The organism is Streptomyces cinerochromogenes (assembly GCF_014648635.1).
Classification (GTDB): Bacteria; Actinomycetota; Actinomycetes; order Streptomycetales; family Streptomycetaceae; genus Streptomyces; species Streptomyces cinerochromogenes.
Genome location: NZ_BMRM01000002.1, coordinates 225,532 through 240,310, shown reverse-complemented (window position 1 = coordinate 240,310; position 14,779 = coordinate 225,532). Strand labels below are relative to the sequence as shown.

Genomic DNA, 14,779 nt, shown 5'->3' with positions numbered 1-14,779 from the left:
CAGGTGGGCGGCGGCACAGCTCTAAGCGGTCGGCTCGTCCTCGCCGTCGGCGGCCGACGCGAACATGTGGCCGATGTTGGTCCACATGAAGCTCTCTCGCCAGTCGGGCTTGTCGAGCATCCACCCGAGGAGAGCCTGCAAGACCTTCTCCTGGGACACCGTTCGGGTCTGGTAGTGCTCCGCAGGGACACCGTTGCGGTATTCCAGCTGGTAGGTGTTGTTGTCGCGGAACCAGACCTGGATGTACCAGTCGCCCTCCCGTTCCTCGTCCCGCCGTTCAAGGATCAAGTACTCGTTGCCGCGTCTCAGGTTGGCGAGCATGGTTCCTACTGCCGGCTTCGTGGGGCGCTTCAGCTCGTAGCCACGGCCATTGGTCGCTATCAGCATGGGTGGATTCTGGCGGGTGGGTCTGACATTGGCCGCAGGACACTTCTCCGAACTCGTACACCCCAACACGCTTACTCGTATAGACGAGTGGGCAAGTTGTGTGGCAAGGTGGCTATGCGATCCCGATCAAGGGACTCGCAGAACCCATCTTGTATAGACGAGTAGGAGTGTGCCTTGCGTACCATCCGCGTGGAGACCTCCGGAGCGACGATCCTCCTCACCGAGGCCCCCGAGCCGAAAGTCCGCGACCGGCAGACCGGCGAGATCGCCAAGGACGCCAACAGCGGTGAGGCGCTGATGACCATCGGCGTCGTCTACATCGAGGACGGCGAGTCGTCGCTGATCAAGGTCACCGTTCCGGAGGGCGGCATCTCCGAGGGGCTGACCCTCGGGGCTCCGGTCTCGCTGCCGGGCCTCGTCGCCCGGCCGTGGGAGTCCGTCTTCAACGGTCAGCAGCGCCACGGCATCGCCTACCGCGCTGCCGCTGTCACTCCGGCCGCCTTCCCGGCCACGACCGGGGCCGCCGCCTGATGTCCGACCTGACGACGCTTCTGGAAGTGGGTGGTCCTGTCGCCGCACTCGGCGGCGGGGCCGCCTACGCCCGGGCCAAGCACCCGGCGGCGTACTGGTCCACGGTCGGTCTGCCGGTGTCCACGGTCCGGTTGCTCAGCTCGTACGGCTCGGTCATGGAGGCGTGTGGCCTGACCATGGCGCCCTCCCGGCTGCGGGTGCTCGCCGTGAAGGCCGTGACGCAGCGCGAGGTTCGCCCCGTACCGCCGCGTCGGGGCCTCATCCGGCCCACCACGACCGGGCTGCGGATACGCCTCCGCTTGGCGCCGGGTCAGGAACCCGCCGACGTCGCCGCCTCGGCCGAACGGCTACGGCACGCGTGGGGCGTTCACGCCGTGTACGTCACCACTGTCAAGCCGGGGGTCGTCGAGCTGCGGCTCGTGGGTTACGACGTCTTAAGGCGGGTGCGTATGCCGCGCAAGATCGCGGGCGGCTTCCTGAAGGTGCCGGTCGCACTGCGAGAAGACGCTACGCCGTTCGTCCGCGACTACCGCACCATCCCCCACCAACTCACCCTCGGTGCCACGCTCTCCGGCAAGTCCATGTACCTCCGGCACCTCATCGCCGGACTCGCTCCTCAGCCGGTCGCCCTCGTCGGCATCGACTGCAAGCGGGGTGTCGAGCTGGCGCCCTTCGCGCCCCGGCTCTCCGCACTCGCGACCGACGCGGAGCAGGCGGCTGAACTGCTGCTGGTGCTGGTCAAGGAAATGGAGGACCGATACGACCTGATCAAGGCCCGACAGGGCATCGCCCCCGGCACCCCGGACGAGGAAATCACCTCCGACGTCTGGGGTCTGCCCGAGCACGAACGCCCGGTGCCGATAGTGCTGTTCGTGGACGAGGTGGCCGAACTCTTCATGGTCGCCACAAAGAAGGACGAGGAACGGCGCGACGAGATGGTCACCCAGCTCATCCGCCTCGCCCAGCTCGGCCGCGCCGCCGGCATCTACCTGGAAGTGTGCGGGCAGCGCTTCGGCGCCGAACTCGGCAAGGGCGCCACCATGCTCCGCGCCCAGCTCACCGGCCGTGTCTGCCACCGCGTCAACGACGAAGCGTCCGCCAAGATGGCCCTGGGCGACATCGCCCCCGAAGCGGTCTCCGCCGCCTGCTCCATCGCCCCGGAACGGCCCGGACTGGCGGTGGCGAGTGACACCTCCGGCGGCTGGTCCCGCATCCGCACGCCGTACCTCTCCCTCGGCGACGCTGCCAAGACCTGCCGCGAGTCGGCCCACCTGGTCCCTGACCTCCCCGCCCTGAAGCCCTTCCGGCCCGACGTGCCCGAGCATCCGGTCGAGAGCACGCCGCCGGTCGTCCTGCCGCACCCGGTCACCGACTGACCTTCCCCTGCCCGACTCCGGAAGGAGCCGCATCATGCGCGCCCACCTGGCCCGCGTCGACGCGGTGCTCGTCCAGGCGCTCATCGCCGCCGCGCTGTCCTTCGCCCACCTCCACGACGTCGCCGTGGCCGCCGGACAGGACGGATGGAAGGCGTGGGCCTACCCCGTCTCCGTCGACCTGCTGCTGGTCGCCGCCTGGCGTCGACTGCGCTCCGGGCACGGCAAAGCGGCGGCCTGGTGCTGGTTCGTCATCGCGCTCACCGCCTCCCTCGGTGCCAACGTCGCCACCGCCGGCCTCCTCGACCTCGGCAACGTGCCGGCCTGGCTGCGCATCCTCGTCGCAGGCTGGCCCGCAATCGCCTTCCTCGGCGGAACCCTGCTTGCCCACACCGCGCCCAAGACGGACACCGAACCCGAGGTCATCGAGGACCAGGAGGACGAGCCCGAAACCGTGCCCGAGCCACCTGCCCAACCGGCCATCGAGGCACCACCGCAACCCTCGCCCGTACCCGTCCCGTCCGCCCTGGTCGACCACGCCCGCAAGGTCGCCGCCGAGCACCAGGCACGTACTGGCGTCCCGATCGACACCCCCACTCTCCGCGCCCGCCTCGGCGTCCCGGCCCCGATGGCCGAAGCCATCGCCGCCCACCTCTGAGAGGAGACCCCGTGTCCGCCAACCGCAGCTTCCGCAACGTCACCCGCATCGGCCCCGTTCAGGTCGGCACCGCTTACGACAGCCGGGGCCGTGAGAAGCACACCGCGGCCTGCACCGCCCCGCGCTGCGGCTTCTCCGCCGATTACGACAGCCGCGCCGCCGCCGAACTGGCCGCTCGCACCCACCGCTGCCCCGTCCGCTGAAAGGACCCGGACAACCGTGACCGTCAGCCTGCCGCTCGTCGTCGTCCTCGGCTTCTTCGCCTGGGGAGCGATCAAGTTCCTCGGCGTCCGTACCTGGATCGTTGTCCTGATCGCCCTGTTCGGCTTCTGGCTCTCGCACACCTTCCTGGCTCCCGCCATCGAGTCCGGCACGCGCTCCGGCGTGAGCGTCATAAACGGCTCACATGCCTAGACGAGTAGATAAGGAGACGCCCGCTGTGTTCCTGCCCAAGTACCCGGACAGCCCCACCCCGCCGCCCGCCCACACCCACGCGCCGACCGACCCGGCGCCCGTCCGGCGCGGCCTCCCGTCGCTGCCCGTGGACCAGAAGACGGTCGCGACGGTGCTTGTCGCCGGTGTGGTCCTCACCGCGCTCCTGGCCGCCGTCGCCGTCACGGCCATATCCGTGGCCGTCGCCGCTGTCGTCGTGCGCTCCCTGCTCCGCGACCAGTACCGGCGCTGACAAGCCGAACCGCACCCGAGGCGGCCACGACACGGCCAAGCATCCGGCCGCCCCGGGCCATCACTCCTGACCGATCCAGTCAGAAGGAGACCGCCATCTTCACCCGCACCACCCCGCCCCCGCTCCCGGAACTCGCAAGGCTGGCCGAAGGCGGCACCCTGCCCGGTATCCTCCGGCAGCTCTCCGGGCTCGGCGGCTGCACCAACCCGATCCGCCTCGACGGCCACCGCACCGAGTACGACATCGACACCACCACCGGCGAGATCGGCCGCGTCCTCCACCGCCTCGACTCGACCGCCCTCCCGGCCGGCCAACTCCTCGTCCGCTGCAACAACCGCCGCACCACCCGCTGCCCGGCCTGCGCCGAGGTCTACCGCCGCGACACCTTCCACCTGATCACCGCCGGACTGCGCGGCGGCAAGGGCACCCCGGAACACGTCGCCGCCCACCCCCGCGTCTTCGCCACCTTCACCGCCCCCGGCTTCGGCCCGGTCCACAACCGCCGCACCGACGGCCGCTCCTGCCGCTGCGGCACCCTCCACGGCCAGGACGACGACGCCCTTGGTACCCCGCTCGACCCGGACACCTACGACTACGAGGCGGCCGTCCTCTGGAACGCCCATGCCGGGCAGCTCTGGCGGCGCTTCTCCGTCTACCTGCGCCGTGAGGTGGCCAAGCGCGCGGGCCTGTCACAGCGGCGGTTCCGTGAGCACGCGCGCGTGTCCTTCGCCAAGGTCGCCGAGTACCAGAAGCGCGGAGCCGTCCACTTCCACGCGGTCATCCGCCTCGACGGCCCCGGTGGCGGAGACACCCCGCCCCCGCCGTGGGCAACGGCCGAACTCCTTACCGACGCCATCGAGGCCGCCGCTGGCAAGGTCCGGGTCGACGGTCCGGTCATCGACGGCCGCGCCCACACCTTCGCCTTCGGCCGCCAGCTCGACGTCCGCACCATCCGCTCCGCCGACTTCAACGGCGGCCAGGAGCTGACCGAGCGGGCCGTAGCGGCGTACATCGCCAAGTACGCCACCAAGGGAGCCGAGACCGCGACGGGTGCCCTCGACCGCCCGCTGAAGTTCGCCGCCGAACTCGCCCAGCTCGACATCAGCGACCACGCCCGCCGCCTCATCCGAACGGCCTGGACCCTCGGCGCACGCAAGGACCTGGAACACCTCCGCCTGCGGGCCTGGGCCCACATGCTCGGCTTTCGCGGCCACTTCTCCACCAAGTCCCGCCGCTACTCCACGACCCTCGGCGCCCTACGCGACGCCCGAGCCGAATGGCGCCGAGCACAGGCGGCGGCACTCAACGGCCCCGAGACCGAGACGACGTACGTCCTCGCCCACTGGGTGTTCGCCGGCACCGGCCTGTCCGACGCCGAGGCCTGGCTTGCCGCATCCCTCGAACCCGCTCCCGGAACGGAAGGAGAACCCACTCATGGCTGACCGCTACCTGACCGTGGCGCAGGTGGCCGAACTCCTTGGGACTACAGAACGCTTCCCGCGTCGCCTGATTGCCGAGCGACGCATCGTGTTCGTCAAGGTTGGCCGTCACGTCCGCATTCCGGAGAGCGCGCTGAAGGCCTTCATCGACGCCAACACGGTGCAGGCGATCGGTCATCGGGGCCGCCCCCTGCGGAGGGTTGCCTGATGGCCAACAAGAAAGGCAGGCGCCGGGACTTCGGTTCCGTCCGACAGCTTCCGTCCGGCCGTTGGCAGGTCCGCTACCGAGACCCGACAGGGCAACTGCGTCCCGCTGAGAAGACGTACGCCACCAAGACCGACGCCCAGGTCGCCCTGACACACATCGAGTCGGACATCGCGCGCGGGCAGTGGTCGGACCCGGACGCCGGGGCGGTGAACTTCGCCGACTACGCCACCGCATGGCTGCGGGACCGCAAGCTGGCCGACCGCACTCGCGAGCGGAACGAGTCGGTGATGCGGCTGCACATCCTGCCCACCTTCGGGGCCGGAACGGTGGCCGACGTGACGACCGCTCGCGTACGGAGTTGGCGCGGCAAGCTCCTGGCGGCCGGCGTCGGTGAGCCGTCGGTCGTCAAGGCATACCAACTGCTGCGTGCCCTGATGAACACGGCCGTGGATGACGAGCTGATCCGGCGCAACCCGTGCCGCATCAAAGGCGCGGACCGTTACGACGTGCCCGAACGGCCAGTACTCACGGTGGCGGAGGTCTTAGCCGTGGCCGACTCCATCGCGCCGCGCTACCGGCTGCTCGTGCTCCTGGCAGCCTTCACGACGCTACGGTTCGGGGAGCTGGCGGCCTTGCGGCGCCGGGACATCGACTTGGAGGCGCTGACTGTCGCTGTGCGCCGCGCTCAGGCCGAGCTGCAGGACGGCCGGCTCTTCGACAAGGCGCCGAAATCCGCGGCCGGGGTGCGTACCGTCTCCTTCCCGGCCGAACTGCTGGACGCGGTCACGCACCACCTGGAGCACTTCGCCGCTTCCGGCCGTGACGGGCACGTCTTCGTCGGCCCCCAGGGCGGACAACTGCGGCGGAGTAACTTCCGGGACGACTGGGTCAAGGCGCGGAAGGCTGCGGGCGTCACGGCCGAACTGCACTTCCACGATCTTCGACACACGGGCAACACGCTGGCCTCGACCGCAGGGGCCAGCACCCGCGAGCTGATGACCCGCATGGGCCACAGCAGCTCCCGTGCCGCTCTGATCTATCAGCACATGACCAGCGACCGGGACCGCGCCCTGGCAGACCGGCTCGGTGCCATGATCCGGGGTGGTGGGGGAGTGACCTCCGAGAAGGACCCTGCGGGCCCGTAGTGGCACGTCTGTGGCACGACCCCTGAAACGCCGAAGGGCCAGCCTGGGAGGGGATCCCTCCTGAGCTGGCCCTTCTCTCTGTGCCCCCGGCAGGATTCGAACCTGCGACACCCGCTTTAGGAGAGCGGTGCTCTATCCCCTGAGCTACGAAGGCATGGGTGGGCGTCCTGGTGGGCGCTTGGTGGACAGGGTACCGGATCAGGGTGGGGCGGGGTGGAGGGAACGGGGGTCAGGTCGGGGGGACGGGGGTGAAGCGGGAGGCGGTGTGGAGGTCGGTCTGGATGAGGTCGGCTGTCGCACGGAGGGCGGGGAGGAGGGTGTGGACGCAGTCCTCCAGGGTGCGGCGGGCCGCGTGGGTGGCCACGTTCAGGGCGGCGATGGGGCGGCCCGTACGGTCGCGGACGGGTACGGCCACGGAGCGCAGGCCTGACTCCAGTTCCTCGTCCACCAGGGCGTAGCCCCGCGTGCGGACCTCGGCGAGGCCGGGCGGGAGGGGAGTGGCGGTGGTGGCCAGGAGGACCCGGCCCAGGGAGGTGGTGGTTGCCGGCAGGCGGGTGCCCACCGGGATGTGCACCGTCAGGACCCGGCCCGCGGTCGCCCCGGCCGTGTACTGGATCTCCTTGCCGTCGGCTGTCAGGACCGCCAGGGCCGTGGGCTCCTGGAGGCGGGCCGCCAGCGACCGGAGGTGGGGTTCGGCGAGGCGGGGGAGCGAGGTCCGGGCGTGGGGTGGGAAGCCCAGGTCCAGCACGCGGGGGGTGAGGGCGAAGGTGCGGTCGGGGCGGGCGGTCACCAGGCCCAGGTGCTCGTGGGTGAGCAGGGCGCGGCGGACCGTGGCCCGGGACAGGCCGGTCGCGCGGGCCGCCTCCGACAGGGTCAGCGCCGGGTGGCCCTCGTCGAACGCCGTCAGTACGGTCAGGCCGCGCGCCAGTGACTCCACGAAGTCCCGGCCCAGTTCGTGCTTGGACGCCGTCGTCCACGTCGCGAGGCCGGCGGGTGCCGGGCCTGGCCGCTCTGGGGGCGCCGCGCGCAGGTCGGCCTCCATCGCCTTCACCGTCGTACGCAGCCGGGGCAGCAGGCTGGTGCGCAGGTCCGCCGCGGAGTGGCGGCTGGTGTGGCTGACCACGCTCGCCACGCAGGCGATGCGGCCCGTGTCCGGGTGCCGTACCGGGGCGGAGACGGCGACCAGGCCCGGCTCGATCAGCTGGTCGTCCAGGGCCCAGCCGTCCCGGCGGGCCCGTTCCACCCGTTCCGTGAAGGAGGGAGAGGGGGGCGCGGGCTTCCGTCCGGAGGCCGGGGGGATGGGAGGGACTGGGGGGATCACGGGGAAGGAGGCGTTCTTTGGGTCGGCTGTTCGGCGCCGGCGCCACTGGGTCCACTCCGCCTCCGTCCACTCCGTGGCGAACAGCGCGCCGGGCGCGGTGCGTTCGGCCGGCAGCAGGTCGCCGATGCGGAAGCTGACCGACAGTGCGCGGCGGCGGGTGGCCTGGTGGATGAAGCGGATGCCGTCGAGGTCGGCGACCGCGAGCGACACCGACTCGTCGAGTTCGTCGGCCAGGGCGTCGGCGCGCGCGCCGAGCAGGGCGGGCAGGCGCAGGGCGGCCAGGTAGGCGTTGCCCAGCTCCATCACCCGCGGGGTGAGGACGAGGTCCCGGCCGGCGGGGCGGACGTAGCCCATGCGGGCGAGGGTGCCGGTGATCCGGTCCACCGTGGAGCGGGCCAGGCCGGTGGCCCGTTCCAGTGCGCTGGGGCTCAGCGCGCCGTCCGCCTCGGTGAGCCGCCGCAGCACGCCGACTCCGCGCACCAGAGGACCGACCACCTCCGTCGGTGTCCCGGCCACCTCCGTCGGTGTCCCGGCCTGCTCCGCCGGGGTCATGGCCTGCTCCGCCGGGGTCATGGGCTGCTCCGGCGGGGTCATGGGCTGCTCGGGTTGGGCTCCGGCTTCCTCCATCGGGGTTCCGGCTTCCTCCGCCTGCGTCCCGGTCACCTCCGCCTGCGTCCCGGTCACCTCCGTCGGCGTTCCGGCTTCCTCCGCCCGCGCTCCGGCCGCCTCCGCCCGCCTCCCGGCCGCGGCGCCGTCGGTCCCGGCAGGTGCGGCGGCGTCCACTGGGGTCATCGGGGCATCGTCTCTCCGGTACGGCGTCGGGGCACGCCTACGGTAGACCCCGGTCCGGGCCCGGCACTCCGGCTCACTTCCCCCGTGTGATCCGCACCCGGTAGTTCCCGTCCTCGTCCGTGCTCACCACCTGGACGGTGATGTCGTGGCGCGGGTCCTTGAAGCTCTCGCCGGGGGTGAACGGGGCGTCGGAGAGTTCGGTGTGGACGTTGGGGCTGCGGGTGCAGCCGCCGCTGTGGCGGTGGCTGTCGTAGACGGTGACGGGGCCGCGTCCGGTGTCCACGGTGGCGTCGACCTTGTAGATGAGGACGCCGGGGCGGCACACCGCCTCGTCGTTGCCGCCCTGCGCGCGGACCTCCAGCGCGTAGGTGGTGCGGGCGGTGACCGGGACGAGGATCAGTTTTCCGCCGCCCGGCTTGTACAGCGGGGACAGCGTGTAGTCGGCGCTGCCCCGCCCCGCCGCGCAGCCGACCTGACCGCCGTCCAGCCAGCCCAGCTTCCACTTGTGCCAGCCGAGCAGGTCGTTGTTGGCGCCCCAGTCCTCGCTCATGATGTCCCAGTGCCCGACCGCGCCCCCGCCCTCCTGCGTGTACAGGTCGGGCAGGCCGAAGGTGTGGCCGTTCTCGTGCGGCAGTACGCGGTAGCCGGTGCGGGAGTAGGAGCCGGAGCCGTCGTCCTGGCGGGAGTAGACGAAGGAGGCGTTGGATATGCGGACGCCGTCGGCGACCGGGGCGTCGTCGTTGCCGGCGAACGTCACCGACAGCACGGTGTCCAGGGCGGAGGGGCCGGCGTTCGAGGTGACGAGCACGTTCAGCAGGTCGTAGTCGCGGAAGTCCACCGTCGGATCGGCGGCGGCCACGATGTCCTGGACCAGGTTCCGGTAGCCGGGGTCGAAGGGGGCGCCGCGCTCTATGCCGTAGGACCGGAAGGATTTCGGCATGCGCAGCCAGCCGGTGACCGGGGTCTCGGCGCGGTAGTCGAGGCGGCCGTACGACGCCGTGCGGAACCACTCCTGGGTCTGCGGGAAGAACTCGTGGAAGCGGTCCATCGCGTTGCCCTGGCCGGGGGCGTCGGGGAAGTCGACCATCAGGGTCAGGGCGCGTACGGTGCCCGTGGCCCGGGAGTAGCCGGGCGGAGTGGGCAGGCCCTCGGTCATCTGCACGTCCAGGCCGCCACGGATCATGCAGGGTACGAGTGCGGAGGAGCCGGCCAGGTTCACCGGCCCGGCGGTGGAGGCGGGCGCCGTCAGGTTCCCGGTCCCGGCCGAGGTGCTGACCGCGAGGGTCAGTGCGGTCACCACGGACAGGGCGGCGAACCGGCGCTGGCGTATGCGGCGGCGAGGCGGCGGCTGCGGCTGCATGCAGGGACCTTTCGCGCCACGGCAGCCGCCGGTCTCCGGCTGCACCCTTGCGCTCACCCTGTGTCGGCGCCGCTGCGGGCGCGCGCTGGAGGAGACCGATCGTGGGAAAGCGGGACCGCACGGGGGTGAATCCCGGCGGCGGCTGATTGTGTCTCAGGTCACAGCGGTTCTTTTCGTGGGCGGGAAATAACCGGGGACCGTTTCCCCGTTTAGCCCTGTGTCCGAGCGAAACGGGGACCTGCTCCCCGGATCGTCCGCGACACCGATCCACGACATCGAGTGACACGCCGAGTGACACGTCGAGTGCCACCTCGAGTGACACGCCGAGTGGTGCGGGGACGTCCCGTATCACCCCATCGACCCCAGGAGTACGCCGTGCCCGCCATCACCGCCCCCACAGCGCGCAAGGCGCCCCGGCCGCGCGCCGACGCCCTGCGCAACCGGGAGCGGATCGTCACCGCCGCCCGGGAGATGTTCGTCGAGCACGGCCCGGACGTGCCGCTCGACGAGATCGCCCGCCGGGCCGGCGTCGGCAACGCCACGGTGTACCGCAACTTCCCCGACCGCGACGCCCTCGTCCGTGAGGTCGTCTGCTCGGTCATGGACCGCACGGTCGAGGCGGCCGAACTGGCCCTCGCCGAGACCGGGGACGCGTTCGCCGCCCTGGAGCGCTTCGTGCACGCCGCCGCCGACGAGCGGATCAGCGCGCTGTGCCCCATGGTGTCCAGCACGTTCGACAAGCACCACCCCGACCTGGAGGCCTCCCGCGAGAGCGTCGAGCAGCTCGTGGAGGAGATCATGGGCCGGGCCAAGGCGGCCGGGCAGCTCCGGCCGGACGTCGGCGTCGGCGACCTGCTGATCGTCGTGAGCCAGCTGAGCCGGCCCCCGGCCGGCACGGACTGCATGCGCGGCGACCGCTTCGTCCACCGCCATCTGCAACTCTTCCTCGACGGTCTGCGGGCCCCCGCCCGCTCCGCCCTGCCCGGCCAGGCCGTCACGATCAGGGAGCTGCGCGACTGCTGACCGATCCGCCGACCGATCCGCCGACCGATTAGTTCAGCTCCCGCATCCGGTCCACCATCCGGGCACGGCAGTCCCTCCGGCTGCCGTGTCGTCCCTTCGCCTTTCCGCCTTACTCCGTTTTCTCATCATTTCTCGTCATTTTCGTCTCGCCTCCCGTCACAGACTTCCGAAGCCTCGTAGTCCCGAAGTGGGTATCTCCATGTCCGAAACAGCCCTCAAGGCTCCCGGCGTCACCGCTGCGAGCGGTGACGCCAACCGCTGGAAGGCGCTCGTCTTCATCGCGCTCGCCCAGCTGATGGTCGTCCTCGACGCCACCATCGTGAACATCGCCCTGCCCGCCGCCCAGCAGGACCTGGGCATATCCGACGGCAACAAGCAGTGGGTGATCACGGCCTACGCCCTCGCCTTCGGCGGACTGCTGCTGTTCGGCGGCCGGATCGCCGACCTGTGGGGCCGCAAGCGCACCTTCGTGCTGGGCCTCGGCGGCTTCGCCGCCGCCTCCGCGCTCGGCGGTGCCGCCACCACCGGCGCGATGATGTTCGGCGCCCGCGCCCTCCAGGGCGTCTTCGGCGCGCTGCTCGCCCCGGCCGCGCTGTCCCTGCTGGCCGTGATGTTCACGGACGCCAAGGAGCGTGCCAAGGCGTTCGGCATCTACGGCGCGATCGCGGGCGGCGGCGGTGCCGTCGGCCTGATCCTCGGCGGCTTCCTCACCGAGTACCTGGACTGGCGCTGGACCTTCTTCGTGAACGTCCCGTTCGCCGTGGTCGCCGCGGCCGGCGCCTACTTCGTGATCCGGGAGCCGGAGGGCGGCCGCAACCGCAACCCGCTCGACATCCCCGGCGTCCTGCTGTCCACCCTCGGCCTGGTCGCGCTGGTCTACGGCTTCACGCGCGCCGAGTCCGACGGCTGGGGCGACGCGGTGACCGTGTCGATGTTCGTCGCGTCCGTGGTGCTGCTGCTCGCGTTCGTGGTCGTCGAGGCCCGGGTCAAGGCCCCGCTGCTGCCGCTGCGCGTGGTGACCGACCGCAACCGCGGGGGTATCTACCTCTCCCTCGGTCTCGCGATCATCGGCATGTTCGGCCTGTTCCTCTTCCTGACCTACTACCTGCAGGTCGTGAAGGGCTACTCGCCGGTCAAGACCGGCTTCGCCTTCCTGCCGATGGTGGTCGGCATGATCACCGGCTCGACGCAGATCGGTACCCGGCTGATGACCCGTGTCCCGGCCCGCCTGCTGATGGGCCCGGGCTTCCTGGTCGCCGGGCTCGGCATGCTGCTGCTGACCCAGCTGGAGATCGACTCCTCGTACGGCGCGCTGCTGCTGCCCGCGATGGTGCTGCTCGGCCTCGGCATGGGCACGGCGTTCATGCCGGCGATGTCCCTGGCCACCCAGGGCGTCGAGCCCCGGGACGCCGGTGTCGCCTCCGCGATGGTCAACACCTCGCAGCAGGTGGGCGGCGCGATCGGCACCGCCCTGCTGAACACCATTGCCTCCTCGGCGACCACCTCGTACATCAAGGACCACATCGCCGGTGCCGCCGCGAAGCCGCAGCAGGACCTGGTGAAGCTCCAGGGCATGGTGCACGGCTACAGCACCGCGATCTGGTTCGCCGTCGGCATCCTCACCGTCGCCGCCCTGATCGCCTTCACCTTCGTCAACGCCGGCCGGCCCGGCGCCACCCCGGCGGCCTCCGGCTCCGGTGACGGCGTCGAGGACGAGCTGCCGGTGCCGGTGGTGGCCCACTGACCGGCCGCACGGCGACCTGACGGTGAGCGGCCGTACGGCGACCTGACGGTGACCGGCCGCACGGCGACCTGACAGTGAGCGGCCGTACGGTGACCGGACGGTGACCGTACGGCGAGCGGCCGTACGGTGATCTAGCGGAGCCAGGGAAGGTCCGCACCCGCTTCGTTGGGCTGGAGGCCCTCGGCGACGATCTCCATGATCTCGCCGAGGGCCTTCTGCTGTTCCGGGGTGAGCCGGTCGAACAGCGCCTGCCGTACGGCGGTCACATGGCCGGGCGCGGTACGCCGCAGCACCTCGTGGCCCTCGTCGGTGAGCACGGCGAACTGGCCGCGCTTGTCGGAGGGGCAGTCCTCGCGGCGCACCCAGCCGTTCTTCTCCAGCCGGGCGATCGCGTGGGAGAGCCGCGAGCGGGTGATCTTGGCCTGCATCGCCAGCTCCGTCATCCGCAGCCGGCGGCGGGGCGCCTCGGCGAGGCCGACGAGGAGGCCGTAGTAGATGTGCGGCATGCCCGCGTCGCGCTGCAGCTGCCGGTCGAGGTGGTCCTCCAGCAGGGTCGTGGCGTGCCGGTAGGCGCGCCACACGCGTTGTTCCTCGTCGCTGAGCCAGCGGTGCTGGGCGGCGGCGGAGTCCGGTGCCGTGTTCATACACCCACTGTACGAGGCAGCTCCTTGAAACTTGAACAAGTCGGGCGTAGAGTCCTCGAGTGAAAGCTTGAGAGTTAAAGCAAGTGGATCACTGGGAGCCGCCGCGATGTCCGCCACCACCCGGGAGCGCATGCCCGCCCTGTACCTCAGCCACGGCGCCCCGCCGCTCGCCGACGACCCCGTCTGGCCCGGCCAGCTCGCCGCCTGGTCCGCCGGCCTGCCCCGGCCCAAGGCGATCCTGATGGTCTCCGCCCACTGGGAGGAGGCCCCGCTCGCCCTCGGCGCGGTCGACACCGTCCCCCTCGTCTACGACTTCTGGGGCTTCCCCGAGCACTACTACCGCGTCCAGTACGCCGCCCCCGGCGCCCCCGCACTCGCCGAAGCCGTCCGCAAGCTGCTGCGCGCCCCCGGCACCCCCGTCCAGGACATCCCCGACAGGGGCCTCGACCACGGCGCCTACGTCCCCCTCGTCGAGATGTTCCCCGCCGCCGACATCCCCGTCCTGCAGATCTCCATGCCCACCCTCGACCCCGTCCGCCTGATGGACATCGGCCGCAGGCTCGCCCCCCTGCGCGACGAGGGCGTGCTGATCGTCGGCTCCGGCTTCTTCACCCACAACCTCGCCGCCCTGCGCCACTCCGGCGGCGTACCGAGCTGGTCCTCCGAGTTCGACGACTGGGGCCGGCGGGCCCTGGAGGCCCGCGACTGGGACGCCCTGCTGGACTTCCTGAACAAGGCCCCGGCCGGCCGCTACGCCCACCCCCGCACCGAACACTTCGCCCCGCTCTTCGTCACCATGGGCGCGGCGGAGGCCGGCGGCGAGCTGGACGCGCAGAAGTCGGTGATCGACGGGTTCTGGATGGGAATGGCGAAGCGGTCCGTGCAGTTCGGGTAAGGGACGGGGGCTGCGGGGCCTGAGGCTGCGAGGCCTGGGCGCTACAGGCGCTTCTCGTACCAGGCCACGTCCCAGTAGCGGCCGAACTTGCGGCCCACCTCGCCGTACGTGCCGACGTACCGGAAGCCGAAGCGCTCGTGGAGCCGGGTCGAGGCCTCGTTCGGCTGGGCGATCCCCGCGTACGCGCGGTGCACGTCCTCTCCGGCCAGCGCCCTGAACAGGGCGTCGTACAGCAGGGTGCCGATCCCGCGCCGTCCGGCGTCCGGGGCGACGTACACGGAGGTCTCCACCGACGTCACGTACGCCGGCTTCGGACGGTAAGGGCTGGACGTGGCGTACCCCAGAATCCGCTGTGACTGCGGCTCCGTGGCAACCATCAGCCGGTGCGGGCCGTCTTCCGGGTGGGAGAGCAGCCAAGGGCGGCGCTCTTCCGGAGTGAAACTCGCGGTATCGAATGTGATGGCCGTCTCACGTACATAGTGGTTGTAGATCGCCGTGAGGGCGTCGAGATCGCCCTCGAACCCCGGCCTGACCTGCACCTCGGCATGATCCGACGGCATCTCGCCTCCCCGCG

Annotated in this window: 17 protein-coding genes and 1 tRNA gene; 12 read left to right on the top strand and 6 right to left on the bottom strand. The window is 71.2% G+C overall.

Annotated features, from left to right (window positions below; translation table 11 throughout):
* Nucleotides 1-21: 21 nt before the first annotated feature.
* Nucleotides 22-387, bottom strand: coding sequence for a hypothetical protein (locus IEZ20_RS04830; protein ID WP_229895871.1), 366 nt, complete (start codon nucleotides 385-387; stop codon nucleotides 22-24).
* A gap of 174 nt (nucleotides 388-561) precedes the next feature.
* Between IEZ20_RS04830 and IEZ20_RS04825 the strand changes: the two genes are divergently transcribed.
* From IEZ20_RS04825 to IEZ20_RS04785, 9 genes are all read left to right on the top strand, one after another.
* Nucleotides 562-918: an SCO3933 family regulatory protein gene (locus tag IEZ20_RS04825; protein ID WP_086698313.1), complete on the top strand. Its 357-nt coding sequence runs from the start codon at nucleotides 562-564 to the stop codon at nucleotides 916-918.
* Nucleotides 918-2,294, top strand: coding sequence for an FtsK/SpoIIIE domain-containing protein (locus tag IEZ20_RS04820; protein WP_189294837.1), 1,377 nt, complete (start codon nucleotides 918-920; stop codon nucleotides 2,292-2,294). The genes IEZ20_RS04825 and IEZ20_RS04820 overlap by 1 nt, the downstream gene beginning before the upstream one ends.
* A 34-nt stretch (nucleotides 2,295-2,328) precedes the next feature.
* Entirely contained in the window at nucleotides 2,329-2,949 is a 621-nt protein-coding gene (locus IEZ20_RS04815; RefSeq protein WP_189294836.1) for a DUF2637 domain-containing protein, read from the top strand.
* Between the two features lie 11 nt (nucleotides 2,950-2,960).
* Nucleotides 2,961-3,152 carry a mobile element transfer protein gene (locus tag IEZ20_RS04810; RefSeq protein ID WP_103809705.1) on the top strand — a complete coding sequence of 64 codons (192 nt, stop codon included), beginning with the start codon at nucleotides 2,961-2,963 and terminating at the stop codon, nucleotides 3,150-3,152.
* A 16-nt stretch (nucleotides 3,153-3,168) separates the two neighbouring features.
* On the top strand, nucleotides 3,169-3,363 hold the full coding sequence (locus IEZ20_RS04805; RefSeq protein WP_014673671.1) for a hypothetical protein: 195 nt from the start codon (nucleotides 3,169-3,171) through the stop codon (nucleotides 3,361-3,363).
* Nucleotides 3,364-3,388: 25 nt separating this feature from the next.
* Entirely contained in the window at nucleotides 3,389-3,634 is a 246-nt protein-coding gene (locus tag IEZ20_RS04800) for a SpdD protein (protein WP_189294835.1), read from the top strand.
* Between the two features lie 140 nt (nucleotides 3,635-3,774).
* Nucleotides 3,775-5,076, top strand: coding sequence for a replication initiator (locus tag IEZ20_RS04795; RefSeq protein ID WP_189295351.1), 1,302 nt, complete (start codon nucleotides 3,775-3,777; stop codon nucleotides 5,074-5,076).
* Nucleotides 5,069-5,281 carry an excisionase family DNA-binding protein gene (locus tag IEZ20_RS04790; protein WP_189294834.1) on the top strand — a complete coding sequence of 71 codons (213 nt, stop codon included), beginning with the start codon at nucleotides 5,069-5,071 and terminating at the stop codon, nucleotides 5,279-5,281. Before IEZ20_RS04795 ends, IEZ20_RS04790 begins: the two co-directional genes overlap by 8 nt.
* Nucleotides 5,281-6,426 carry a tyrosine-type recombinase/integrase gene (locus tag IEZ20_RS04785; RefSeq protein WP_189294833.1) on the top strand — a complete coding sequence of 382 codons (1,146 nt, stop codon included), beginning with the start codon at nucleotides 5,281-5,283 and terminating at the stop codon, nucleotides 6,424-6,426. Before IEZ20_RS04790 ends, IEZ20_RS04785 begins: the two co-directional genes overlap by 1 nt.
* A gap of 81 nt (nucleotides 6,427-6,507) precedes the next feature.
* On the opposite strand, the gene IEZ20_RS04780 is transcribed toward IEZ20_RS04785, so the two are convergent.
* From IEZ20_RS04780 to IEZ20_RS04770, 3 genes are all read right to left on the bottom strand, one after another.
* Nucleotides 6,508-6,580: transfer RNA gene (locus IEZ20_RS04780), tRNA-Arg, on the bottom strand.
* 75 nt (nucleotides 6,581-6,655) lie between these two features.
* A complete protein-coding gene (locus tag IEZ20_RS04775) occupies nucleotides 6,656-8,299 on the bottom strand; it encodes an IclR family transcriptional regulator domain-containing protein (RefSeq protein WP_189295349.1) in 1,644 nt (547 codons plus the stop codon).
* Nucleotides 8,300-8,612: 313 nt separating this feature from the next.
* Entirely contained in the window at nucleotides 8,613-9,899 is a 1,287-nt protein-coding gene (locus IEZ20_RS04770) for a M6 family metalloprotease domain-containing protein (RefSeq protein ID WP_189294832.1), read from the bottom strand.
* A gap of 375 nt (nucleotides 9,900-10,274) precedes the next feature.
* On the opposite strand from IEZ20_RS04770, the gene IEZ20_RS04765 reads away from it, so the two are divergent.
* Together IEZ20_RS04765 and IEZ20_RS04760 are read left to right on the top strand one after the other, a co-directional pair.
* A complete protein-coding gene (locus tag IEZ20_RS04765) occupies nucleotides 10,275-10,922 on the top strand; it encodes a TetR/AcrR family transcriptional regulator (protein WP_189294831.1) in 648 nt (215 codons plus the stop codon).
* A gap of 199 nt (nucleotides 10,923-11,121) precedes the next feature.
* Nucleotides 11,122-12,666 carry an MFS transporter gene (locus IEZ20_RS04760; RefSeq protein ID WP_189294830.1) on the top strand — a complete coding sequence of 515 codons (1,545 nt, stop codon included), beginning with the start codon at nucleotides 11,122-11,124 and terminating at the stop codon, nucleotides 12,664-12,666.
* Between the two features lie 131 nt (nucleotides 12,667-12,797).
* Here IEZ20_RS04760 and IEZ20_RS04755 read toward each other — a convergent pair whose 3' ends face one another.
* A complete protein-coding gene (locus tag IEZ20_RS04755) occupies nucleotides 12,798-13,310 on the bottom strand; it encodes a MarR family winged helix-turn-helix transcriptional regulator (protein ID WP_189294829.1) in 513 nt (170 codons plus the stop codon).
* A gap of 106 nt (nucleotides 13,311-13,416) precedes the next feature.
* Here IEZ20_RS04755 and IEZ20_RS04750 point away from each other — a divergent pair, with 106 nt between their 5' ends.
* Entirely contained in the window at nucleotides 13,417-14,205 is a 789-nt protein-coding gene (locus IEZ20_RS04750; RefSeq protein ID WP_189294828.1) for a dioxygenase family protein, read from the top strand.
* Nucleotides 14,206-14,246: 41 nt separating this feature from the next.
* Here the strand turns inward: IEZ20_RS04750 and IEZ20_RS04745 are convergent, their stop codons facing one another.
* On the bottom strand, nucleotides 14,247-14,765 hold the full coding sequence (locus IEZ20_RS04745) for a GNAT family N-acetyltransferase (RefSeq protein WP_189294827.1): 519 nt from the start codon (nucleotides 14,763-14,765) through the stop codon (nucleotides 14,247-14,249).
* Nucleotides 14,766-14,779: the final 14 nt, after the last annotated feature.